Below are 23,628 nucleotides of genomic sequence, written 5' to 3' on the forward strand. Positions count from 1 at the left end.
GAGGAGGACCCGGGTGCATCTGGTGATCGACGTCGACGGCGTCCGCCGCGAGGTCGAGCTGGCGCAGGCCGCCGACACGGCGACGCTGACCGATGTCGTCCGGCACGTCTGCGATGTGGCACTGTCGCCCGACGACACCCTGTGGGTGGACGACAGCCGGCAGCGCGCCGGCGACCTGGTCGGTGACGTCAGCCTGCTCGAGGGCAGCCGGATCGGTCGCTCACGGGCGGATCACGCCGAAGCGATCGACGGCTGGGCGGCGTCGCTGTCGGGCGGGATGAACGCCGGCCGGACCGTGCCGGTGCCGCGCGGCCGACCGCTGCTGATCGGACGTTCGCCGCAGGCCGACCTGACCGTCGACTCGCCGAGCGTCTCCTGGAGCCATGCGAGCGTCGAACGTGACGGCGACGGCCTGCGGATCCGCGACAGCGGGTCCACCAACGGAACGATGGTCGACGGGGTGGCGGTCGGCGACGACGGCATCTTGATCACCGATCTGTCGGTCGTGGTCGTGGGCGGCGCGTCGGTCACCCTGTGGCAGGGGCGGACCGAGTCGTTGGCACCGGCACCCGGCACGCTGCACAACCTCACCCACTCGGCCACCGTGCCGTTCAACCGGCCGCCGCGAGCCGGGCTGGCGCCGGCACCGGATCCGATCGAGGCACCGGCCCGGAAGGACCCGCCGCCCCCGGCCCGCTTCGGGATCGCGGCGATCGTCGCGCCGCTGCTGATGGCCGTCGTGATGGTGATGTTGATGCGGGACCTGCGGTTCGCGTTGTTCGCGCTGCTCAGCCCGGTGATGGCGGTCGGCACCACGGTCGAGCAGAAGCGGCGGCGGAAGAAGGACGTCAAGGAGGCGGACGAGACCTTCGACACCGCACTGACCGAGTTCCGCGCCGATCTGGAGAGTGCTGCCGCGATCGAGCGTGAGCGCCGTCGCGAGCTCGCCCCCGATCCCGCGCTCACGCTCCGGCGGGCCGACCTGCCGACGACCCGGCTGTGGCAGCGCCGCCCCGGCTCGGCGGACTTCCTGATCCTGCACGCCGGGACCGGGAACGTCGACTGGGATCCGCCGCTCAGCGGATCGACCTCACGCAAGCCGGAGGAGGAGGTCCAGCAGACGATCGACGACGCCGTGCTGCCCGCCGCTCCGGTCGAGATCGACCTGACCGCCGCCGGTGTCGTCGGGGTGATCGGGGACCGCGACGGGTGCCTCGCCGTGGCCCGCAGCCTGCTCTGCCAGGCGGCGACCCACTGCGGGCCGGCCGACCTCACCGTCGGCGTCTTCTGCGATCCCGGCCGGGCGGAGGAGTGGAGCTGGGCGGGTTGGCTGCCGCACACCCGGCGGATGGGCGACGGATCGGGCGGTCGCTGGCTGTCCACCGAGCGGGGTCGCAGCGAGGGGCTGCTGCGGGCCGTCCGGGACGGAGTCGATGCGCACCCCACCTGCGCCGTGCTGCTGCTGCTCGACTCCGACGTGCTGACCGAGGGGCGGGACGCGCCGGCCCGCCAGCTGCTCGGCTACGGCCGGCCGGCCGAGCGCGACCGGCTGGCCCCGGAGCGGCCGACCGTGCAGGTCTCCGGGATCGTCATCGCGGCGACGGAGGAGCAGCTGCCGGCATCGTGTACGACGGTGATCGAGGTCCGCCGCGACGCCGGCGGCCGGGTTCGCCGGCCCGGCGACCGCACCAGCGTCGACGACGTGGTGCTGGCCGGTATCAGTGTCGCCACCGCGCAGGCGTGCGCGGCCGACCTGGCCCGGTTCGACGACCCCGAGCTGTCCATCCCGGGCGGGGTGCTGCCGAGTCTGGTCCGGCTGCCGCCGCTGCTGGGGATCGACGAGGTCAGCCCCGAGGCCGTTCGCCGGACCTGGGCGGCGGCGACCCGGGTCGCCACCCCGCTCGGCGTCGGCGAGCACGGCGTGTTCGGGATCGACCTGGTCCGCGACGGTCCGCACGGCCTCGTCGGCGGGACCACCGGATCGGGCAAGAGCGAGTTCCTGCGCTCGATGGTGGCCGGGCTGGCCGCGCAGAACGACCCGACCCGGCTGACGTTCATCCTGATCGACTTCAAGGGCGGCGCGGCGTTCAAGACCTGCGAGCGGCTGCCGCACACGATCGGCACGGTGAGCAACCTGGACGAGCAGCTGGCCGACCGGGCGCTGACCGCGCTGGAGGCGGAGCTGCGCTATCGCCAGGAGGTGTTCGCTCGGGCCGGCGAGGGGATCGACAACCTCGACGCCTATCTGGCCACCAACCCGAGCGAGCCGATGCCGCGGCTGCTGCTGGTGATCGACGAGTTCGCGATGCTGGCCAAGGACTATCCGGACGTGCTGAAGTCGCTGGTCAGCGTGGCCGCGGTCGGACGTACGCTCGGCGTGCACATGATCTTGGCCACCCAGCGACCCGCCGGCGTGGTCAACGAGGACATCCTGGCCAACACCAACCTGCGGGTCGCGCTGCGGGTGCAGAGCCGGGAGGACTCGGTCAACGTGATCGGCGTGCCGGCGGCGTCGTCGATCGGCCGAACCCAGTGGGGCCGGGCCTACGTCAAGCTCGGCCAGGACGACATCACGCCCGTCCAGACGGCGCTGGTCACCGGCCGCGCCGAGGCGCAGACCTCGCAGCTGGTCGACGTCCATCCGGTCCGCTTCGACCGCGACCAGCAGCAGATCGACGGGGCGTCCGTCGACGACGACGCGCCCACGGACCTGGATCTGCTGATCGACGCCGTCGTCGCGGCGAACGACCAGCTGGGCTACCGCCCGCCGCGACCGGTCTGGCCCGAACCGCTCGGCGAGCGGGTGGCGCTGCGGCTGGCGGCCGGCGCGGCCGAGGACGTCACTCCGGTCGTCGGCGGCGTGCAGGGCAGCACCGCGCAGATCGCGGTGGCCGACGACCCGCGCCGGCAGCGCCAGCTTCCGGTCGGCTGGGACCTGGAGCGCGGCAACCTGCTGCTGCTCGGCATCCCCGGCAGCGGCACCTCGACCACGCTCGCGTCGGCCGCGCTGACGCTCGCGGACGCGTACGCCCCGGACGAGCTCGATCTGCTCGTGCTGGACCTGGGCAACCGCGACCTGGCCCCGCTGGCCGACCTGCCGCACGCCACGGCGTACGTCGGGTCCGGCTCGGGCGCGCGCGAGCAGCAGGTGCGGCTGTTGAAGTACCTGCGGGCCGAGCTCGACCGCCGGCGCGGCGGCGGACCGCAGCGCCGGATGGTCGTCCTGGTCGACGGCCTCGGCGTGCTGCGCGACGAGTACGACGACTTCGACGGGTTGAAGCTGATCGAGGGCTTCTACCGGGTGTACGCCGACGGCCCGGACGTCGGGATCTGGACCGCGGTAGCCACCGCCCGCTCCAAGGCGGTGCCGAGCCAGCTCGAGGAGGTGACAACCCAGCGCTGGCTGTTCCGGCTGGCCGACCCGTACGACTACAGCGCCTCGGGTGTGCCGGTGCGGCTCGCGCCGCCGGCCGTTCCCGGCCGCTGCATCCTGGCCGAGACCAAGCTGCATGCACACGTCGGCACGCCCGCGGGCGGCCTCGCCGAGGCGGTGGCCGCGGTCGCCGCGCACTGGGGCAACCCGGCCGCCAAGGCGTCGGTGGTCGGCCGGCTGCCGACCTCGATCAGCGTCGCCCAGCTCGGCGCGCCGGTCCGGCTCGACACCGAGCCCTGGCACCTGCCGGTCGGCGTCCGCGAGTCGGACCTGGAGGTCGCCGAGATCGACGTCTACGAGGGCGAGCACGTGCTGATCGCCGGACCGGCCCGGTCGGGGAAGTCCACCCTGCTGCTGGCCATCGCCGAGAACGCCCGGGGCGCCGGCAGCACGATCTGGGCGATCTGCGGCCGCCGATCACCACTCCAGCAGGGCGGGTTCGACCGCTGCGCGGTCGGTGCGGAGGAGGCGACGGCACTCCTCGCTGCGGCGCGGGTGCACCGCGGCCCGCTGCTCCTGCTGGTCGACGACGCCGAACAGTTCGCCGACGACGACCAGGCCTTCGCCGGGCTGTTGTCGGCCCGGACGACGGAGTTGCTGGTGGTCGCGGCCGGCCGGTCCGACGATCTGCGCAGCCTGTACTCGCACTGGACGAAGACGATCCGGAAGGCCCGCTGCGGCGTGCTGCTGCAACCGAACGTGGACTACGACGGGGAACTGCTCGGGGTCACCCTCCCGCGCCGGGCGCCGGTGGCGGTCACCCCGGGGCGCGGCTATCTCGTCTCCGGCGGAATGGTCGACTTCCTTCAGGCGATGAGCCTCACGGAGGACGCTGATCGCTCGGTCGCGGTCGGCCGCGCCACCTGAGCCCAGCCGGGCGCCGGACTCAGATGGGCAGCTTGCGGAACAGCGGTCGCGGCACGTGCCGCAGCCCGGACATCACCGCGCGCATGGTGGCCGGGACCCAGATCAGGTCGCGCCGGTGCCGGACGCCGTCGACCACCGCCTCCGCTACCTGCTCGGGGGTGACCGACAGCGGAGCGGCGTCCAGCCCCTCGGTCATCTTCGAGCGGACGAAGCCCGGCCGGACCACGAGCACGCCGACCCCGCTGTCGCGCAGCGCCTCGCCGAGTCCCAGGAAGAAGCCGTCGAAGCCGGCCTTGGTCGAGCCGTAGACGAAGTTGGACCGGCGTACGCGTTCCCCGGCCACGCTGGACAGCGCGACGATCTCGCCGTGGCCCTGGGCCTTCATCCGGGTCGCGAGCAGGACGCCGACGTGGACCGGCGCCGTGTAGTTGACCTCGGCCAGCTCGAGCGCGACGTCGGGGTCGGTCCAGGCCCGCTCCGGGTCGCCGAGCAGGCCGAACGCCACCACGGCGATGTCGATGTCGCCGTCGGCGAAGGCCGCCTCGATCGCGGACGAGTGCGACGCCACGTCGCGGGCGTCGAAGTCGACCTCGGACACGGCACAGCCGAGCGCGCGCAGTTCGTCCGCCGAGGCCGTACGCCGGTCGGTGGGTCGGGCAGCCAGCACCACCCGCACGTGCCCGGCCCCGGCGTAGAGCCGGGCGATCGCCAGCGCGATGTCGGAGGTCCCGCCGAGCAGCAGCAACGACTGGGGCGTACCCACGGCATTGATCATCGGTGTTCTCTCTTCTCTCACGTCAGTTCTCCGAACCCGCCGGGACCACCCGAAACTGGGCAGATCTCGCAGCTGTGAATCGATTCGGAACTGCGACAACTGCACAGTTTCCGGTATGGGGGAGGCGCTGCACGGGTTCTCGGGGCGAGGGCTTCACAGTCGGAGCCGGCGGGACAGGTCTGAGGTGAACATACCCGTCGGGTCGACCCGCCGGCGGACGGCGAGGAAGTCGTCCAGCCGCGGATACATCAGCCGGAACGTCTCCGCCGACAGCCGCGAGTCCTTCGCCAGATAGCCCCGCCCGCCGGCCGAGACCACCAGCTCGTCCAACTCGTTGCAGAGCCGATCCAGGCCGGCCTCGATCGGCAGGTCGACGGTCAGTGTCCAGCCCGGCATCGGGAACGACAGCGGAGCGCGGTTGCCCGGTCCGAACCGCTTCAGCACGTTGAGGCAGGACAGATGGCCCGACTCCACGATCTTGACGAACGCGGTACGGAAGGTCTCGTGCGCCTCGAACGGCACCACGAACTGGTACTGCAGGAACCCGTTGGGCCCGTACACGCGATTCCACTCCGCGACGATGTCGAGGGGGTGGAAGAACTGGGTGATGTTCTGCACCTGGTCGACCTTGTGGGCGGGTGCCTTGCGGAACCAGAACTCGCTGAAGGCCTTCGCGGTCAGCTTGTTCACCATCCGGTTCGGGAACACCTCCGGGATGGTGCCGAACTCCGGCGCCACGAACTTCAGCGGGTCCTGGCGCTGCTTGGGCGTCAGTTCCGACAGCTGCGCCTTGTTGCCGCGGGTGAGCACCGCCCGGCCCAGGTGCGAGCCCTGGCTGACGGCGTCGAACCAGGCCACGGAATAGGTGTAGTTGTCGTCGCCGACGCTCATCCGCTCCATCAGGTCGTCGATGTCGCGGCAGCGGTCGGTGTCCACCCTGAAGTACGCCGTCTCCACGTGCTGGACCGCCACCGTCGCGCCGAGGATGACTCCGGTCAGCCCCATCCCGCCTACGGTCGCCCAGAACAGGTCCGGATCGTCCCCGTCGGGTGTCACCGTGTGGATCTCGCCGTCGGCACAGAGGAGATCCAACGACCGGACGTGGTTGCCGAAGCTGCCCTGGGTGTGGTGGTTCTTGCCGTGGACGTCGGCGGCGATGGCGCCGCCGATGGTCACCTGGCGGGTGCCCGGCAGCACGGGCACCCAGAGCCCGAACGGCAGTAGCGCCTTCATCAGCTGGTCCAGCGAGACCCCGGCCTGGACCGTCACGGTCGGCGGCTCGGACTCCGCGTCCAGGTGCAGGATGCGGTTCAGCCTGGTCAGGTCCAACGTGGTGCCGCCGGCATTCTGCGCGGCGTCGCCGTAGCTGCGGCCGAGGCCGCGGGGCACCACCCCGCGCGGCTGACCGCCCGCCGTCCGCAGCGCGGAGACCGCGCCGGCCACCGAGTCGACCGCGGCGAGGTGCGACCGGCTGGCGGCCGTACGTCCCCAGCCGTGCAGGCTGGTCAGCTCCAGCGGGATCGCCGGCTGGGACTCGACCGCGGGCGACGGCTTGATGTCGGGCAGGTTGTCGTCAGTTCGATCGCTCAAAAGAACACCGCCAGGGAGATCGTCACCAGCCAGGCCAGGCCGATGCCTTGTAGGACATGGTCGGACAGCACGACTTCTTCGGGTGCGTCGGCCTGACCGGCGTCCACCTCGAGGGCGTACTGCAGCAGGCCGAGAGTGAAGGGCGCGATCGAGACGGCGGTCCAGGGCACCCCGAACAGGGGCGACGGGCCGGCGTACTCGAAGGCCCAGAGGCTGTAGGAGATGAGCACCATCACCGCCGCGAGCATCCAGGCGAACCGCAGATAGGACTCGGAGTAGCGGGTCAGCGACTTGCGGGTTCCCACGTCGGCGCCGAGGTGCTTCATCTCGGAGTAGCGCTTGCCCGCCACCATGAAGAACGAGCCGAACGCGGCGACCAGCAGGAACCACTGGCTGAGATAGATGCCGGTAGCGACGCCGCCGGCGATCGCCCGCAGCAGGAATCCCGAGGCGACCACGGCGAGGTCGACCACGGGCAGGTGCTTGAGCCAGACCGAGTAGACGATCTGGATGGCGACGTACACCACCAGCGTGATGCCGAGTGGGATCGCGGTCAGAAAGCCGAGCGTGAGGCCGCCGATCCCGACCACGGCGGCCAGGCCCAGAGCGGCGCCCGGGCTGAGCTCGCCGGCGGCGATCGGCCGGAACCTCTTCTTGGGATGGAGCCGGTCCTCCGCGACGTCCCGGACGTCGTTCAGCAGATAGACCCCGGCGCTGACCAGGCAGAACGACACAAAGGCCAGCGCGACGCCGACCAGCACGTCGGGGCGGAGCAGCTGCCCGGCGGCGAGCGGTGCGGTGGCGACGAGGACGTTCTTGGTCCACTGCCGCGGCCGCATGGCCCGGATCGGCGCCGTCAACCGCTTGGCGGCCGACACGGCGAGCTGCTGTTCTGTCATGGCGGGCTCAAGGTTAGTGGTCGAGGGTCGGTCGGCTGAGCGGCCGCGCTGTGTCTGGACGGCACCAACGGACCGCGACGGCACGACAGCAGCGTCGCCGCGCTGGCGTGTGAGTGACGCATGACACCCCGATGGAATGCAGGTCACTCCCTTTCCGCCCGTTCGTGAAGACCCGATCGGCGGCGGGAGCGGCCCCTTCAGGCCGCAATTTCCGGCCGCGGCGGGGTTTTCGGGCCTTCCACGGCCAGATCGACCCTCAGATTCCAGCCGCGGCCGGAATGTGCGTACGCCTGCGCGGCGCGCGCCCGGCAGGTCGGGCAATTTCCGGCCGCGGCCGGATTTTCGGGCTGTTCCCGTTTCGAATGGGCCCCACATTCCCGCCACGGCCGGAATGTGCGAAACCGGGGCGTGTGGATCTCTGCGGCTGCGGGCCCCGGGCTCATTCCCGGTGGGCGCGGCGCCGTGGGGACCTCGACCGCGGCCCGCGGGGCGTCGGCGACGGCACGGATGCGACGGGGCCGATTACGTTTGACCCCATGTGTGTTCGGCCACGTCGCGGACGGGTTGCCGCGGCGGCGGCCGCGGTTGCCCTCGTCTGCGCCGTGCTGGCGGCCTGTGGTGCGGCGCCCGAGCCGGTGTCGGGCGGATCTTCGGCGTCGCCGTCGGCGGCCGGGTCGGGATCGGCGCCTGCGACGGGCGCTCCGAGCGCGTCCCCGTCGGTACGACCGAGCATCCCGAGCGACGGCGTCACCCTGCGCATGCTGGGTTTCGTCAACGGCCCGCTGGACGCGTTCTCGGTCCCGGTGGGCGCGGTGCTGACCGATCGGGTCGACCAGCCCAACGCCGTGACGGTGGTGATGAGCGCGCCGAGCGGTGCCGAGCTGGCCGGCTACTACCGCCGGGCGCTCCCGGCCGCCGGCTTCGCGATCAGCGCCGACGACCCGGCGACGAACACGATGACCTTCGCCGGCAACGGGTGGACGGGAGTGCTGACCGGGTCCGATGGCACGACCGCCGTCGCGCTCCGGCCGGCGTGACCGGGTCATGACGATCAGCGCGCCCCGCCTGCTCGAGCGGACCCGGCTGCTCGGCCCGGCGTTCGTCGCCGCCGTGGCGTACGTCGACCCCGGCAACGTCGCCACCAACACCGCCGCCGGGGCCGGGTACGGCTACCTGTTGCTCTGGGTGCTGGTGGCGGCGACGGTGATGGCCGGCCTGGTGCAGTATCTGTCCGCCAAGGCGGGCTGGCTGACCGGGGAGTCGCTGCCGACGCTGGTGGCGGCCCGGAACCGTCGCTCGGTCCGGCTCGCCTACTGGGCGCAGGCAGAGCTGGTCGCGCTGGCGACGGACCTGGCCGAGATCGTCGGCGGCGCGGTAGCCCTCGGGCTGCTGTTCGGGCTGCCGCTGGTGCTCGGTGCGGTGATCACGACGACCGTCTCGACCGTGCTGCTGGTGATCCAGAACCGGCGCAGCCAGCGGACCTTCGAGCGGGTGATCACCGGCCTGCTGGCGATCGTGTTCATCGGCTTCCTGGCCGGCCTGGTGATCTCGCCGCCCGACCCGGCCGCGGCCGTACGCGGGCTGGTGCCGCGGCTGGAGGGTGTCGACTCGGCGCTGCTGGCGGTCGGCATGCTGGGCGCGACGATCATGCCGCACGCGGTCTATCTGCACTCCGCGCTGGTCCGCGACCGGCACGGCAAGGCTGATCCGGACTGTGCGGTCGGCACCCTGCGAGCGATCCGGCTGGACGTGGTGTCGGCGATGTTGGTCGCCGGAACGGTGAACATCGGGATGCTGCTGCTGGCGGCCAGCACCCTGTTCGGCCTCCCGGTCGACGGGCTGGAGCAGGCGCACGCGGCGGTCGAGGCGACCCTCGGGCCGGTGGTGGCGACCATGTTCGCGCTCGCCCTGCTCGCCTCGGGGCTGGCCTCGACCTCGGTCGGCGGGTACGCCGGCGCGGTGATCATGGACGGCCTGCTGCACCGCCGGATCCCGCTACTGGCCCGGCGGCTGATCACCGCGGTCCCGGCGCTGCTGCTGCTCGCCGCCGGGCTGGACCCCACCTGGCTGCTGATCGTCAGCCAGGTCGCGCTGTCCTTCGGTATCCCGTTCGCCCTGGTGCCGCTGGTCCGGATCGTGGCCGACAAGACGCTGATGGCGCTGGCCCCCACGCGTCGCCCCACCGTCGTGCTGGCCTGGCTGGTCGTCGCCGTGGTGACCACGTTCAATGCGGCCCTGATCGTGCTGCTCCTGTTCGGCCGCTGAGTTCCCTCACCCGGCCCGGTCCGCCGCTCGCCCCAGGCTCCGTACGACCCTGGCACCCCGCCTCGCCCGGCTCCCCGCGCCGCATCCCCCAACCGGAAACTGTGCGGTTGTTGCAGCGACACGCCGGGCGCGGCTGCAACAACTGCACAGTTTCCGGGAGAGCGGGCCGGGCTTCCGGGGAGGGGCCAGGTTTCTCGGGGCCGGGTCTCCGGGGGAGAAGGCCGGGTCTGGCGGGGAGGGAGCGCGCGGCGCGAGGGATCAGCGGGACCAGAGGTCGGTCCAGCGGACCCCGAGGTCGGCGAGCAGGGTCCGCAGCAGCGGCAGGCCGATCCCGACGACGTTGTGCGGATCGCCCCGCAGCCCGCTGACGAACGGCCCGCCGAGCCCGTCGATGGTGAAGGCGCCGGCCACCAGCAGCGGCTCGCCGCTGCGGACGTACGCCGCGATCTCCTCGTCGTCGATCGCCGCGAACTCGACCACCGTGGAGGCCACCGCCGTCCGCGCCGTCTCGGTCCCGGACCGGCGCAGCACCACGTGGTGCCCGGTGTGCAGGACGCCCTCGCGACCGCGCATCGACCGCCAGCGGGCGGTCGCCTCCTCGGCGTCGCGCGGCTTGCCCAGCGCGCGGCCGTCCAGTTCCAGCATCGAGTCGCAGCCGATCACCAGCACGTCGGGGTCGTCGAGCCCCGACAGCACCGCGGAGGCCTTGGCCTGCGCCAGCGCTGCCACCAGCGCCGGGACGGTCGGTGCGGACACGGCCTCCTCGTCCACACCGGACACCACGACCTCCGGATCCAGCCCGGCCGCACGGAGGGTACGCAGCCGGGCCGGCGAGGCGGAGGCCAGCACGAGTCGCATCGGCCCGCCTACAGCCGGTCGAGCGCCGCGCGCAGCGGGTCGAGGCCGAGCGAGCCGAGGTTCAGCGCATCGGCGTGGAAGCGCCGCAGATCGAACTCCGCTCCCTGCCGGGCCCGGACGGCGTCCCGGGCCTCCAGCCAGATCCGCTCGCCGACCTTGTACGACGGCGCCTGGCCGGGCCAGCCGAGATAGCGGTCGATCTCGAAACGCAGCGTCGGCTCGTCGATCGCGGTGGACGCGCGCATGAAGTCGTACCCCAGCTCGGGAGTCCAGCGCTCGCCCGGATGGAAGCCCATCGGGTTGTCGGCCGGGATCTCCAGCTGCAGGTGCATCCCGATGTCGATCACCACCCGGGCGGCCCGGAAGGCCTGTGCGTCGAGCATGCCCATTCGATCGGCCGGGTCGGCCAGATAGCCGAGGTCGTCCATCAGCCGCTCGGCATAGAGCGCCCAGCCCTCGCCGTGGCCCGAGACGAACGCGAGCTGGCGCTGCCAGCGGTTGAGCAGCTCGCTCTGCACGGCGTTCTGGCCGACCTGCAGGTGGTGCCCCGGAACCCCCTCGTGGAAGACGGTGGTGGTCTCCTTCCAGGTCGAGAACCGGTCGATCCCGGCCGGCACCGACCACCACATCCGGCCCGGCCGGCTGAAGTCCTCGGTCGGGCCGGTGTAGTAGACCCCGCCGTCGTGGGTCGGCGCGATGCAGCACTCGATCGTGGCGATCTCGGCCGGGATGTCGAAATGGACTCCGTTCAGCTCCGCGATCACCCGGTCGGCCAGCTGCTGCATCCAGTCCCGGAACGCGGCCGCGCCGGTGATCTGGCGCGCCGGGTCGGCGTCCAGCCCGGCACAGGCAGCCGGGATGTCGGGGTCGCCGAACAGCTCCCGGGCGATGGCGTGCTGCTCGGTCTGCAACCGGTGCAGCTCGGCGAAACCCCACTGATAGGTCTCGTCCAGGTCCACCACAGCGCCCAGGAAGTAGCGGGACTCGAGCTCGTACTGCTCGCGGCCGACCGCATCGACCTCGCGGCCGCGCGGGGCGAGCTCGGACCGCAGCCAGTCGGCGAACCGCCCCAGCGACTCGCGCGCACTGGCGGAGACCTCGGTCAGCTGGTCGACGACGCCGTCGCGGAGCTCGGTCGGGATCCGATCGGCTAGCGCCGCGAAGTAGTCGTCGTCGCCGCCGATCCAGCCGCCGACCTGGTCGACGGTGGCGAGGATCTGCCGGCGCGCAGAGACATGGCCCTGATCCGCCTCGCGCTGGAGCGTCTCGGCGATCTCGGTCAGCGGCCGGCCGAGGGTGCGCACCCGTTCGACGATCGCTTCCCAGGCCTGCGCCGTACCGTCGGGCATCAGGTCGATGGTGTTGACCAGACCCTGGACGGCGCCCGCGACCGAGCTGACCCGGCTGGCCGGGATGTGCGCCTCGTGCAGTTCGACCTGCAGCGCCAGTCGCTCCAGCATCGCCTCCTTGGCGATCTGCTCCCGGTCGTCGGACGGAATCGCGGCCGCCAGGGCGGCGACGGTGCCGCGGAGGTGCTCGAGCTCGGCGGCCACCCCGGCGGGGGAGTAGTCGCTCCACTCGTGATCGTGCCCCGGCGCGCCGAGGCTCGTGGCGACCTCCGGATAGCGCTCGACGGACTCGGCGACGTACGCGTCGGCCACCTCGTCGACAGGTCGGGTCATCGATCTCCCTTCGTGGTCAGCTCGTGGTCCGCACGAAATCGGCGGCTGCCTCGACGCTCGCGGACGGATCGCCGTCGGTGGACAGGTCCAGGGTGGGTACGTCCAGTCGCGGCCAGTCGAACGTCGCCCGGTCCGGCGCCGTTCCGGTGGACAGGTACGCGGCGTCTTGATGGGCGGCCCGGCGCGGGTCGGCTCCGGCCCGCGCCTCGTGCCGCAGGCGGGCCAGCGCCGGGTCCAGCCGGCAGCGGATGACCACCACCCGGGCGAGCTCCAACAAGGGATTCAGGCCGGGCCGCCACAGCCGGTCCTGGTACGCCGCCTCGGCGATCGTGCTGATCTCGGCCCGGACCAGGGTGTCGAGCAGGTCGAAGAAGACCGCGAGCGTACGCAGGTTCAGCCGGTCGTGCTCCGCCGCGCCGGGCGTCGCACCGGCCGCGTGCACCATGCCCTCCTTGAGCTCGTCGCGGCAGATCGCCGGCGCGCCGATCCGTGCGCCGAGACCGTGCGCGAGCGTTGTCTTGCCCGCTCCCGGCGGCCCGCTGACCACGATCAAGGTCGGAGTACCCACCCGCCCGACCCTAGATGACCCCTCCTGCGCCTCGGATCCCCTGTGCCGATTCGGATCCGCTGCAGGGGATCCGAATCGCCCCAAAGGATCCGTGGACGACGGGGACGCACTCGGGCCGGCGACCCGATCCATCGGCTGAGGATCACTCGTCGATGGCCTCGATGCCCTGCCGCTGGAGCTCCGCGAGGTGGTCGCGCATGGCCTGTAGCGCCTCGGGCGGGTGGCCCGCCCAGTCGCGGACCTCCGCGATCACCCGGAGCGGGTCACGGGTCCGGTACGAGCGGGTCGGATTGCCGGGGAACCGCTTGTCGGTCAGGTTCGGGTCGTTCTCGAACGGACCCGTGGGCTCGACCTGGTAGATCCGCCCCGGGCCGTCGCCCACGGCCAGCTCGGCGCCCCACGTGGCGGCGTCCAGGGTGGCGGTCAGATAGAGGAAGTTGGCCCGCCTCCGCGACCCGAAGTTGGAGCTGTATCCGATCTGCAGCAGGTCGCCGGGACTCAGATCCGCCCGGGTCCCGTGATAGAACGGCCCGGCGTCCAGCAGGTCGGCGTCCTCGTCCATCTGCCCGATCCTGCCCGATCCACGTCGCTCAGCCGCGCGGAGGTCGATAGTCCTCGTGCGCGACGTGCTCGAGCCAGGTGGTGGACGACGCCGGGTCGTCGCCGTACTCGAACATCGCCAGATGCTCCATGAACCGGTCGGCGCTGGCACCGTGCCAGTGCTCCTCGCCCGGCGGGGTGTAGACCGTCTGACCCTGGTGCAGCTCGATCACCTCGCCGCCCCGCTGCTGGACCCAGGCGACGCCGCTGGTGATGTGCAGGGTCTGCCCGTTGGCGTGGGAGTGCCAGGCCGTCCGTGCGCCGGGCGCGAACCGGACGCGGGCCACCACCATCCGCTGACCGTCCTCCTGCGGCGTCGCGATCCCGTCCAGCCAGACGTCGCCGGTGAAGCGCTCGGGCGGGTTCTTCGCCGTCGAGCTCGGTTCGATGACGTGCATCCAGGGCTCCCTTCGTGGTGTCGGCGCGAGGTCCGGTGCTCACACCGGCCGGCAGGCGATGCGAACGCTCACCCCGGTCACTGGGTGCGTCCCGACTGCCGCCAGGACCCGGGTCCTGGTGCGATCGGCGTCCGGAGGCTCCGCCAGTAGGCCGCCCACTGACCCGTGGGAGACGGGGACCTCGTCGCGGCCTCCTCGGCCCGGCCGGCGGTGAGCACGAGCACGACCGCGGCGATCTCCTCGGGGGTCGGGTTGCCGCGGACCACCGAGATCACCGGTGCGCCGTCGGGGTCCGCCGTGCTCGGGGTCACAGCGGGATGTTCCCGTGCTTCTTCGGCGGCAGGGTCTGCCGCTTGGTGCGGAGCAGCCGCAGCATCCGGGTGATCTCGGCCCGCGTCTCGTGCGGGTGGATCACCGCGTCGACATAACCGCGGTCGGCGGCGATGTAGGGGTTGGCGAGCTCGTCGTCGTACTCGGTGACGAGCCGGTTGCGGAGCTGTTCCGGATCGTCGGCCTTCGCCAGTTCCTTGCGATACAGGATGTTCACCGCACCCTGGGCGCCCATCACGGCGATCTGGGCGGTCGGCCAGGCGAGGTTCACGTCCGCGCCGAGGTGCTTGGAGCCCATCACGTCGTACGCACCGCCGTACGCCTTCCGGGTGATCACCGTGACCAGCGGCACCGTGGCCTCGGCGTAGGCGTAGATCAACTTCGCACCGCGCCGGATGATGCCGTTCCACTCCTGGTCGGTGCCGGGCAGGAAGCCGGGCACGTCCACGAACGTGATCACTCCGATGTTGAACGCGTCGCAGGTGCGGACGAACCGGGCCGCCTTCTCGGACGCGTCGATGTCCAGGCAGCCGGCGAAGTGCAGCGGTTGGTTCGCCACCACCCCCACCGAGCGGCCGTCGATCCGGCCGAACCCGACCACGACGTTCGGGGCGAACAGCTCGTGCACCTCGAGGAACTCACCGTCGTCCAGCACGCCGGCGATCACCTCGTGCATGTCGTACGGCTGGTTCGGCGAGTCCGGGATCAGCGTGTCCAGGAGCCGGTCGTCCTCGCTCACGTCGAGCGGGTTCAGCACGTCGAAGCTGGGCGGGTCCTCCAGGTTGTTCTGCGGCAGGTAGCCGATCAGGGCGCGGACGTAGGAGAGCGCGTCCTCCTCGTCGGCGGCCAGGTAGTGCGCGTTGCCGGACTTCGTGTTGTGCGTACGTCCGCCGCCGAGCTCCTCCATCGTGACGTCTTCGCCGGTGACGGTCTTGATCACGTCCGGACCGGTGATGAACATTTGCGAGGTCTGGTCGACCATGATCGTGAAGTCGGTCAGCGCCGGGGAGTAGACGTGGCCACCGGCCGCGGCGCCCATGATCACCGAGATCTGCGGGATCACTCCGGAGGCGTGGGTGTTGCGCTTGAAGATCTCCGCATAGAGACCGAGCGAGACCACGCCCTCCTGGATCCGGGCACCGCCGCCCTCGACCAGCCCGATCAACGGGGCACCGGTCTTCAGCGCGAAGTCCATGATCTTGACGATCTTCTCGCCGTAGACCTGGCCGAGGCTGCCGCCGAACACGGTCACGTCCTGGCTGAACACGCACACCGGCCGGTCGTCGATGGTGCCGAAGCCGGTGATCACACCGTCGCCGTACGGCCGCCGCTTCTCCATCCCGAACGACGTCGCCCGGTGCCGGGCGAACTCGTCGATCTCGGTGAAGGAGTCGGCGTCCAGCAGCAGCGCGATCCGCTCCCGGGCGGTCTTCTTGCCGCGCGCGTGCTGCTTCTCCACCGCCGCCGCGGAGCCGGCGTGGACCGCCTCGTCCATCCGCCGGGTCAGGTCCTCCAGCTTGCCCGCGGTGGTGTGGATGTCGGCGGCGGAGCTCGCTGTCTTGCCCCCGCTCACGCCACACGCTCCATGAGTCGCACCCTAGTCACCTCGCTCGTACCCCTCCCGACGAGGTGCCGCCCCCGCGCCCCACCAGACGATCCCGGATCCCCCGGGGCCTCTTCGGATCGCCTGGATCTGCTCGGACCCGTTGCACGGGATCCGGCGGCGCACAGCGGATCCGAGTTCCGCGGGCCGCGAGGGCTACTGTCGGCGCGTGACGACAATCGACGGCGGCTGGCTGAGCTCCGAGCTGGTCCGGCCCGGTTCGCTCTGGCGCTCGATCGAGGTGCTGGCCGAGACCGGGTCGACCAACGCCGATCTCGCGGCCGCCGCGCGCTCGGGAGCCGCCTCCCCGGGGTCGGTGCTGGTCAGCGGCTACCAGTCGGCGGGGCGTGGCCGGCAGGGCCGGCAGTGGAGCGCTCCGCCCGGTACGTCGGTCGCGATCTCGCTGCTGGTCGCCCCGCACGACATCCCGGTCCAGCGCTGGAGCTGGCTGTCCCTCCTGGCCGGGCTGGCCGTGGTCGAGGGGTTGCGCCGGATCTGCCCGGTCGACGCCCGGCTGAAGTGGCCCAACGACGTGCTGGTCGGCGAGCGCAAGCTCTGCGGCATCCTCGCCGAGCGGGTGGAGACGCCGCACGGTCCGGCCTGCGTGGTCGGGATCGGGATCAACGTCGCGCTCGGTGCGGACCAGCTCCCGGTCCCGACCGCTACCTCGCTCGCCCTGCTCGCCCCGGACGCGCCGACGCCGTCGGCCACCCGAGTGGTCGCCGCCGTTCTCGGCGCATTCGAGCTGATCTTCGCCGAGTGGGAGCGCAACTCCGATGACGCGGCGTTCGCGGCAGCGTACGTCGCCCGCTCGGCCACGATCGGACGCCACGTCCGGGTCGAGCTCACCGGCGATCGGGCCGTCGAAGGCGTCGCCGAGGCGATCGACACGGACGGCCGCCTGGTTGTCCGGACCGCCACCGGCCCGCGATCCTTCAGCGCCGGCGACGTCACCCACCTGTTCTGAGCTGTTCCGGCCGGCGCCTCAGCGCCTGCGGATCGCTCGTCCTGTGCCGCCCGCCGGTCGAATCCCGGGCCAGGCGCCTCGGGCCGCACTCCGCACCTCGGATGTGCACTCCGCACCCGGCACGCGGGGTGCGGAGTCGACGTGCGGGGTGCGGAGTGGGGTAGGCGGCCGCGCCGTCGGGCTCAGGGGTGGGCGGCGGCCGCCTCGTCGCGCTCCATCTGCTCGACCAGCTCGCGCTTGGTGCTCTGCCAGCGCTCCTCGGTGTAGCCGGTGCGCCAGTAGCCGGAGATGGACACCGCACGCCGGTCGAGGCGGTGCTCCACGAACAGGAAGCGGCGCAGATCGCGGACCAGCTCGGCATTGCCGTGCACGAACACCTGGGCGTTGGGGCCGGGCGTCCAGCCCGACCGGACGGCCCGGGCCAGCGGCGCGCCGTACGGGGCATCCCCGCGATGCACCCAGGTCAGCCTGGTCTTGTCGGTGACCCGCAGCGGCAGCTCGTCGGCCGGCCCGGCGACCTCGACGTACACCTCCGCCTCGGCGTCGGCCGGCAGCCGGTCGAGTGCCGCCGCGATCGCGGGCAGCGCCGCCTCGTCGCCGGCGAGCAGGTGGGCCGCGCCGGGCTCCGGGACGTATCCGCCGCCGGGGCCGAAGAAGCCGATCTCGTCGCCGGGTCGCGCCTGCGCCGCCCACGGAGCCGCCAGTCCCGCGTCGCCGTGCACGACGAAGTCGATGGCCAGCTCGCCGGCCTCCCGGTCGAACCAGCGGATCGTGTACGTCCGGGTCACCGGCCACTGCTCGGCGGGGCGGGATGCCCGGATCTCGTCGGGATCGAACGGCCAGGCGTAGCCGGCACCGGCGGGGGCGAACAGCAGCTTGACGTAGTGGTCGGTGAACTCCAGCTCGGGAAGGGCGGCGAGGTCCGGACCGCCGAGCACGACGCGCACCATCGCCGGACTCAGCTGCTCGGTGCGCACGACGGTCGCGGAGCGGGCTACGCGCTTCGGGCGCGGTCGTTCGGTCATGCGAGTAAGGGTAGCCTTACTATCTGTGTCGACGCTGTGCGTCTCGCGTTCGCGGACGGCTCCGGGCGTCTGTGTCAGCATGGACGGGTGGCAGGAGTCCGGCTGATCAGCGCCGACGAGCACGTCGTCGTGCGCACCCGGACCCACGCGAAGGTGTTGGTCTGGCCGGCGGTCGGCCTGGTCGTGCTGGGCGGGCTGATCGGCTCGGGCGCGGCGATCGTGCCGGGCGGCTTCCGTCCGGCCGGGCAGGTGGTGGTGGTCTGCCTCGGCCTGCTGGTGGTGGTCTGGCTGGTGCTGCGGCCCTTCCTGCGCTGGGCGACGACGACGTACACGCTGACCACGCACCGGCTGATCACCCGCCGCGGCATCCTGCACCGCAGCGGCAAGGACTTGCCGTTGATCAGGGTGAACGACGTGTCGTACGACCAGAGCCTGGTCGACCGGATGTTCGGCTGCGGCACCCTGGAGGTGCAGACGGCGGGGGAGAACGGCACCATCGCGCTGGTCGACGTGCCCGACGTCGAGCACGTCCACGCGGTGATGAGCGAGCTGCTGTTCGGCCTCGCCCCGCGCCCGGAGACGACCGAGCCGGAGTGGACATGACGGTGCGGATCGAGCGGCCCGCGGAGGCCGTGGCCGAGCTGGTGCTGGACCGGCCCGAGGCGCTGAACGCGATCTCGACCGCGCAGGCTCGAGCGATCACCGCCGCGTGCGCCGAGCTGGCCGACGACGGATCGCTGAGCGTTGTGCTGCTGACCAGCAGCTCGCCGAAGGCGTTCTGCGTGGGCGCGGACCTGAAGGAGCGCAACTCCTTCGACGACGCCGCACTGGCGGCGCAGCGGCCGGTGTTCCGTTCGGCGTTCGGGGCGGTGCTCGACCTGCCGGTGCCGACCGTCGCCGCCGTGGACGGCTATGCGCTCGGCGGCGGCTTCGAGCTGGCGCTGTGCTGCGACCTGATCGTGGCCTCGTCGGCGGCGGTGCTCGGACTGCCCGAGACCGGCGTCGGGCTCGTCCCGGGCGGTGGCGGCACCCAGCTGCTGGTGCGCCGGGTGGGTTCGAACCGCGCCGCCGACCTGCTGTTCACGGCCCGGCACGTCGACGCCGAGGAGGCTCACCGGCTGGGCGCCGTCGACCGGCTGGTGCCGGCCGGACAGGCGCGCGCCGCCGCGCTCGAGCTCGCCGGGCTGATCGCCTCCCGGTCGCCGATCGCGCTGCGGGCCGCCAAGCAGGCGCTGCGTCGTGGCAGTGACCTCGACCTGGAGAGCGCGCTGGTGGTGGAGAACCGGGCCTGGGAGGAGGCGGCCTTCTCGGCGGACCGGCGGGAGGGGATCGCGGCGTTCAACGAGCGCCGGGCACCCCGCTGGCGCGGGACGGAGGACGCGGGTGACTGAGCACGCCGGACACGCCGAGAGCACGGACGGGACCGACCGGGCGGTGGGGGCCGAGATGGCCGGGCACGTGCCGCAGCTGCCGCAGCCGGTCGAGCTGCCGGTGGAGGAGCGGGAGAGCCCGCTGCCGCTGCGCGACCAGCTGATCAGGTTCGTACTGACCGGCGGCCTGTCGGCGATCGTCGACTTCGGCCTGCTGGTGATCTTGATGCACTTCGGGCTCGGCCACACCCCCGCCAAGGCCCTGTCGTTCATCGCGGGCACGACCACCGCCTACCTGATCAACCGGCGCTGGACCTTCCGGGCCGCCCCGTCCAAGCGGCGGTTCCTGGCGGTGGTGGTGCTCTACGCGGTCACCTTCGCCCTGCAGGTCGGGTTGTTCTCGGTGCTCTACACCGTGCTCGAGCCGCGACTGAGCCGGCTCGCGGTCCAGGTGATCGGTTTCGTCATCGCCCAGGGCGTGGCGACCACGGTCAACTTCATCGTCCAGCGCTCGGTCATCTTCAAGTTGCGCTGACCCGACAAGGATTGGAGTCGATCGTCGGGGGAGTAACCCGAACGATCTGCTCCGATCCTGCGCGGCCGCTCCCGCTCAGCCGCCCGACCGCCCCATTCGTACGTCCGGCGCGCCCAGCCGAGCGGCGTCGGCCGACAGGTCGTCGGGCTGATGCTGGCTCTCCCGCTCGGCGGCGACCCGGGCGCGATAGTGATCGACCTCCCGCTCGATGGCGGCGGCGTCCCAGCCGAGCACGGGGGCGACCAGCTCGGCGACCTCGGGAGCGACGCCGACGCCGCGATCCCAGGTCTCGATGGAGATCCGGGTGCGCCGCGCCAAGATGTCGTCCAGGTGCAGGGCACCCTCGTGGGTCGCCGCATAGAGCGCCTCGACCTTCAGATACTCCGGCGCCGCCTCCAGCGGCTCGGCCAGCTCGGGACGTTCCGCGATCAGGGTGCCCAGCTCGCCGATCAGGGAGCCGTATCGGCCGAGCAGCCGTTCGACCTGGCCCAGCGGCAGTCCCAGCGACTCGGCCAGCTGGCCGCGCGTGTTCCACAGTCCGTGATAGCCGTCCGCGCCGAGCAACAAGACGTCCTCGGTGCACGACGGCGGCACCGTCTTGTTGAGCCCGTGCACCGCCGCGTCGACGGCGTCGGCGGCCATGATCCGGTAGGTCGTGTACTTCCCGCCGGCAACCACCACCAGCCCGCGGACCGGCGAGGCCACCGCGTGCTCGCGGGACAGCTTGGAGGTCGAGTCGGACTCTCCCGCCAGCAGCGGACGCAGTCCGGCGTAGACCCCGACCACGTCGTCGCGGCTGAGCTTGTCCGACAGCAGGGCGTTCGCGTGACCCAACAGGTAGTCGATGTCGGCCTCGCTGGCCGCGGGATGGGCCAGGTCGAGGTTCCAGTCGGTGTCGGTCGTTCCGATCAGCCAGAAGCCGCCCGACCCGGCCGAACCCTGGCCCCACGGGATGATGAACAGCAGGCTCTTCTCGGTCCGGGTGATCAGGCCGAGGCTGGAGTTGATCCGGTTCCTCGGCACGATCAGGTGGATGCCCTTCGAGGCCCGCACCCGGAACGCGCCCTTGCCGCCCACCATGGTCTGGATCTCGTCGATCCACACGCCGCAGGCGTTGATCACCACGTCGGCGCTGACGTCGAGCTCGCGACCGGACTCCAGGTCGCGAAGGTGGACGCCGGTGACCCGGTCGTTCTGCCGGATGAAGCCGGTGACCCGCGCACTGCTTGCCACCACGGCGCCGTAGTTGGCCGCCGTCCGGGCGATCATCATGGTGTGCCGGGCGTCGTCCACCTGACCCTCGTAGAAGGTGATGGAGCCGTACAGCGCGTCCCGGTCGCCCGACGGGAAGGCGGCGAGGGTCTTCTTCCGGCCCAGGTGCCGCAGCCGCGACGGCACGCCGCGCCCGGCACCCATCACGTCGTACACGCCGATGCCGAGCCCCGCGTACGCGCGGTCGATGCCGGGCTTGCGCAGCGGATAGAGGAACCGGACCGGCTTCGCCAGGTGCGGACAGAGCTTCTCCAGCGCCAGCTTGCGCTCCTTGAGCGCCTCGAAGACGAGGTGGAAGTCGAACTGCTCGAGATAGCGCAGACCGCCGTGGAACAGCTTGCTGGACCGGCTGGACGTGCCGGCCGCGAAGTCCCGGGCCTCGACCAGCCCGACCTTGAGCCCCCGGGTGACCGCGTCCAGCGCGGCACCGGATCCGTTCACGCCCGCCCCGACCACCAGCACGTCGAAGTGTTCCGACGCGAGGCGGTCGAGGTTGCGGGCGCGCTGTTCGGGATCGAGGGCGGTCGCGGAGATCACGGGCTCAGCTTACGGAGACGGGCTCTTGCTCGGTCCGGACGGCCGGAGCGGTGCCGGACCCCGTGAGTGGCCTGGCCGCCGGGGCGATCAGGCCGGCGACGATCACCAGCCCGAGCACGACCACGAACGAGTTCAACAGCCCGACGTGCTCGCCGACGAAGGCCAGCACCGGCGGCCCGAACAGGAACGCGGCGTAGCCGACGGTGGCGGCGGCGCTGACCCGCGCGGCGGCGGTCCGCGGGTCGTCGGCGGCCGCCGACATGCCGACCGGGAGACCGAGCGAGGTGCCGAGCCCCCACAGCGCGATGCCGATAGCGGCGGTGGTCACCGTCGGGCCGAAGATCACCACGACCAGGCCGATCGCGGCGACCAGGGCCGAGGCCCGCAGCATGGCGACGCGGCCGAAGCGGTCGATCAGCAGCACGCCGAACAGCCGGCCGAGGGTCATGGTGACGACGAACACGCCGAACAGCGCGGCGGCCATGGTCTCGGTCACGCCGTAGCCGTCCACGGTCGCCAGCGGCAGCCAGTCCTCGGCGGCACCCTCGGCCAGACCCATGCCGAGCACCATCAGGCCGATCAGCAGGGTCCGCGGGTCGCGCCAGACGGCGAGCCGCTCCGACCGGGTCAGCTTGGGCTGGCCGGGCGTGGCGATGCCGATCCCGGCCGGCATCAGCCGCAGCGCGGGGACCACGGCGGCGACCATGATCGCCGCGGCGAGCACGAGGTGCAGGCTGACCGGCAGGCCGAGGTGCTGGGCCAGCACGCCGAGTCCGGCGCCGAGCAGGGTGCCGATGCTGTACGTCGCGTGGAAGTGCGGCATCACGGTCCGGCCGAGCGCGCGCTCGTTGACGGCTCCGGCCACGTTCATCGACACGTCGGTGGTGCCGAAGCCGAGCCCGAAGACGATCAGGCCGGCCAGCACCACGGCGAACGAGGCCAGCGCGCTGCCGAGGGCGATGACGGCCAGTCCGGCGGCGGCGGTGAGCAGCGCGACGCGGATCACCGGCCGAGCGCCGAACCGGCCGACCAGCCCCCCGGCCGAGGTGAGGCCGAAGATGGCGCCGCCGGCGATGGCGAAGATCAGCCAGCCCATCTCGGCGGTGGAGGCATGCAGGCCGTCGCGGATCGACGGCGTGCGCGACACCCAGGCCGCGAGGGCGAAGCCGCAGGCGGCGAAGACGACGAACATGGCCGTACGCCATCGGCGGACGATGTGCTGAAGGGAATCCGTGCCGGTCAGGCTCGGGGTGGACATGATGACCTCGTTGTGACGATGTGACGCTCCGACGTCGCCGGTGACGCCGCTTCTGTACGATCGTACACAAATTGTGTACGTATGTACAAGCAACTTGTTGGGCCGCGATATTCCCGGCGAACCCGAGAATCCGCCCCTCGACGGACTCTCCGGGGATCGGTGCCGCCTGGCACTGCCTTCGGCGAGGCAACGAGGGTCGGCCTTTCGGGTTCGATCCGAGGTGGCCTCGCTCAGCGCTCCGGGCTGAGCAGCTCGAGCGCCCGCCGGATCTCGGCCTCGTCCGGCCCGCTGGCCAGCCCGCGATAGGTGCACAGCCCCTCGATCATCGTGTCGATCAGCCGGGCCGTGGCGGGTGGGAAGAATCGCTCGAGCGCGATCTGGCTGCGACCGAACCAGGCCGCCACCATCGAGCGCACCTCCGGGTGGCGCACGGCGTAGGCGTAGAACTCGTAGCTGAGCGCGGCCTCGCGTTCGTCGCTCAGGTCGTAGCGGAGATAGTCGACGATCGCGTCGCGCGCCTCGCCCGGCGTGCGAGCCGGTGCCAGGCGCGCCTCGAAACGTTCCGACACCTGGTCGGCCAGCCGTCCGAACGCGGCTCGGAGCAGGTCGCCGAGATCGGCGAAGTAGTACGTCGTCGAGCCGAGCGGGACGCCCGCCGCCGCCGCGACCCGCCGATGCGTGGTCCCGGCCACGCCGTGCTCGGCGATCACGTCGAGGGCGATATCGATCAGCAGATCACGCCGGGAGCCTTCGCTCCGGCGGCCGGCTCCCGCGGACATGCCGCCACCGTACAGAA

21 protein-coding genes are annotated in these 23,628 nt (G+C 71.9%); 7 read left to right on the forward strand and 14 right to left on the reverse strand.

The features are described 5' to 3' along the window. Window positions 1–13 precede the first annotated feature (13 nt). Window positions 14–4,300, forward strand: coding sequence for an FtsK/SpoIIIE domain-containing protein (locus tag ABD747_RS02910; RefSeq protein ID WP_344801586.1), 4,287 nt, complete (start codon window positions 14–16; stop codon window positions 4,298–4,300). Window positions 4,301–4,319: 19 nt separating this feature from the next. Here the strand turns inward: ABD747_RS02910 and ABD747_RS02915 are convergent, their stop codons facing one another. From ABD747_RS02915 to ABD747_RS02925, 3 genes are all read right to left on the reverse strand, one after another. Further along, on the reverse strand, window positions 4,320–5,075 hold the full coding sequence (locus ABD747_RS02915; RefSeq protein ID WP_344801587.1) for a decaprenylphospho-beta-D-erythro-pentofuranosid-2-ulose 2-reductase: 756 nt from the start codon (window positions 5,073–5,075) through the stop codon (window positions 4,320–4,322). 153 nt (window positions 5,076–5,228) lie between these two features. Continuing rightward, the gene (locus tag ABD747_RS02920; protein ID WP_344801588.1) at window positions 5,229–6,665 is read right to left on the reverse strand and encodes an FAD-binding oxidoreductase; all 1,437 of its coding nucleotides are present in this window, start codon (window positions 6,663–6,665) and stop codon (window positions 5,229–5,231) included. Then, window positions 6,662–7,564 (reverse strand): decaprenyl-phosphate phosphoribosyltransferase, encoded by a 903-nt coding sequence (locus ABD747_RS02925; RefSeq protein ID WP_344801589.1) that lies wholly within the window; start codon window positions 7,562–7,564, stop codon window positions 6,662–6,664. The genes ABD747_RS02920 and ABD747_RS02925 overlap by 4 nt, the downstream gene beginning before the upstream one ends. 536 nt (window positions 7,565–8,100) lie before the next feature. On the opposite strand from ABD747_RS02925, the gene ABD747_RS02930 reads away from it, so the two are divergent. Together ABD747_RS02930 and ABD747_RS02935 are read left to right on the forward strand one after the other, a co-directional pair. Continuing rightward, entirely contained in the window at window positions 8,101–8,601 is a 501-nt protein-coding gene (locus tag ABD747_RS02930; RefSeq protein WP_344801590.1) for a hypothetical protein, read from the forward strand. Window positions 8,602–8,608: 7 nt separating this feature from the next. Then, on the forward strand, window positions 8,609–9,829 hold the full coding sequence (locus ABD747_RS02935; protein ID WP_344801591.1) for an Nramp family divalent metal transporter: 1,221 nt from the start codon (window positions 8,609–8,611) through the stop codon (window positions 9,827–9,829). A 258-nt stretch (window positions 9,830–10,087) separates the two neighbouring features. On the opposite strand, the gene ABD747_RS02940 is transcribed toward ABD747_RS02935, so the two are convergent. From ABD747_RS02940 to ABD747_RS02970, 7 genes are all read right to left on the reverse strand, one after another. Further along, window positions 10,088–10,687, reverse strand: a complete 600-nt coding sequence (locus tag ABD747_RS02940; protein WP_344801592.1) for a Maf family protein — start codon at window positions 10,685–10,687, stop codon at window positions 10,088–10,090. Between the two features lie 8 nt (window positions 10,688–10,695). Beyond that, window positions 10,696–12,369, reverse strand: coding sequence for a DUF885 domain-containing protein (locus ABD747_RS02945; RefSeq protein ID WP_344801593.1), 1,674 nt, complete (start codon window positions 12,367–12,369; stop codon window positions 10,696–10,698). A 16-nt stretch (window positions 12,370–12,385) separates the two neighbouring features. Beyond that, the gene (locus tag ABD747_RS02950) at window positions 12,386–12,937 is read right to left on the reverse strand and encodes an AAA family ATPase (protein WP_344801594.1); all 552 of its coding nucleotides are present in this window, start codon (window positions 12,935–12,937) and stop codon (window positions 12,386–12,388) included. Between the two features lie 142 nt (window positions 12,938–13,079). Then, entirely contained in the window at window positions 13,080–13,499 is a 420-nt protein-coding gene (arr, locus tag ABD747_RS02955; RefSeq protein WP_344801595.1) for an NAD(+)--rifampin ADP-ribosyltransferase, read from the reverse strand. Window positions 13,500–13,527: 28 nt separating this feature from the next. Then, entirely contained in the window at window positions 13,528–13,935 is a 408-nt protein-coding gene (locus ABD747_RS02960; RefSeq protein WP_344801596.1) for a (R)-mandelonitrile lyase, read from the reverse strand. A gap of 77 nt (window positions 13,936–14,012) precedes the next feature. Continuing rightward, window positions 14,013–14,246 carry an acyl-CoA carboxylase subunit epsilon gene (locus tag ABD747_RS02965; protein ID WP_344801597.1) on the reverse strand — a complete coding sequence of 78 codons (234 nt, stop codon included), beginning with the start codon at window positions 14,244–14,246 and terminating at the stop codon, window positions 14,013–14,015. Beyond that, window positions 14,243–15,760, reverse strand: a complete 1,518-nt coding sequence (locus ABD747_RS02970) for an acyl-CoA carboxylase subunit beta (RefSeq protein ID WP_344801773.1) — start codon at window positions 15,758–15,760, stop codon at window positions 14,243–14,245. Before ABD747_RS02970 ends, ABD747_RS02965 begins: the two co-directional genes overlap by 4 nt. Window positions 15,761–16,037: 277 nt before the next feature. Here ABD747_RS02970 and ABD747_RS02975 point away from each other — a divergent pair, with 277 nt between their 5' ends. Beyond that, on the forward strand, window positions 16,038–16,835 hold the full coding sequence (locus ABD747_RS02975; RefSeq protein WP_344801598.1) for a biotin--[acetyl-CoA-carboxylase] ligase: 798 nt from the start codon (window positions 16,038–16,040) through the stop codon (window positions 16,833–16,835). 182 nt (window positions 16,836–17,017) lie between these two features. On the opposite strand, the gene ABD747_RS02980 is transcribed toward ABD747_RS02975, so the two are convergent. Next, window positions 17,018–17,860 carry a siderophore-interacting protein gene (locus tag ABD747_RS02980; RefSeq protein ID WP_344801599.1) on the reverse strand — a complete coding sequence of 281 codons (843 nt, stop codon included), beginning with the start codon at window positions 17,858–17,860 and terminating at the stop codon, window positions 17,018–17,020. A gap of 87 nt (window positions 17,861–17,947) precedes the next feature. Here ABD747_RS02980 and ABD747_RS02985 point away from each other — a divergent pair, with 87 nt between their 5' ends. From ABD747_RS02985 to ABD747_RS02995, 3 genes are read left to right on the forward strand one after another with little or no spacing between them, the layout of a single operon-like run. Then, window positions 17,948–18,463: a PH domain-containing protein gene (locus ABD747_RS02985; RefSeq protein ID WP_344801600.1), complete on the forward strand. Its 516-nt coding sequence runs from the start codon at window positions 17,948–17,950 to the stop codon at window positions 18,461–18,463. Beyond that, window positions 18,460–19,251 (forward strand): enoyl-CoA hydratase/isomerase family protein, encoded by a 792-nt coding sequence (locus ABD747_RS02990; RefSeq protein WP_344801601.1) that lies wholly within the window; start codon window positions 18,460–18,462, stop codon window positions 19,249–19,251. The genes ABD747_RS02985 and ABD747_RS02990 overlap by 4 nt, the downstream gene beginning before the upstream one ends. Next, on the forward strand, window positions 19,244–19,765 hold the full coding sequence (locus tag ABD747_RS02995) for a GtrA family protein (RefSeq protein ID WP_344801602.1): 522 nt from the start codon (window positions 19,244–19,246) through the stop codon (window positions 19,763–19,765). Before ABD747_RS02990 ends, ABD747_RS02995 begins: the two co-directional genes overlap by 8 nt. Before the next feature lie 75 nt (window positions 19,766–19,840). On the opposite strand, the gene ABD747_RS03000 is transcribed toward ABD747_RS02995, so the two are convergent. The 3 genes from ABD747_RS03000 to ABD747_RS03010 form a co-directional block, all read right to left on the reverse strand. Further along, window positions 19,841–21,574, reverse strand: coding sequence for a glycerol-3-phosphate dehydrogenase/oxidase (locus ABD747_RS03000; RefSeq protein WP_344801603.1), 1,734 nt, complete (start codon window positions 21,572–21,574; stop codon window positions 19,841–19,843). A 4-nt stretch (window positions 21,575–21,578) separates the two neighbouring features. Then, window positions 21,579–22,832 (reverse strand): MFS transporter, encoded by a 1,254-nt coding sequence (locus ABD747_RS03005; RefSeq protein WP_344801604.1) that lies wholly within the window; start codon window positions 22,830–22,832, stop codon window positions 21,579–21,581. Window positions 22,833–23,062: 230 nt separating this feature from the next. Continuing rightward, on the reverse strand, window positions 23,063–23,611 hold the full coding sequence (locus ABD747_RS03010; RefSeq protein ID WP_344801605.1) for a TetR/AcrR family transcriptional regulator: 549 nt from the start codon (window positions 23,609–23,611) through the stop codon (window positions 23,063–23,065). Between the last annotated feature and the right edge of the window lie 17 nt (window positions 23,612–23,628).

The sequence above is a fragment of the Microlunatus ginsengisoli genome (genome assembly GCF_039537205.1).
GTDB classification, from domain to species: domain Bacteria; phylum Actinomycetota; class Actinomycetes; order Propionibacteriales; family Propionibacteriaceae; genus Microlunatus; species Microlunatus ginsengisoli.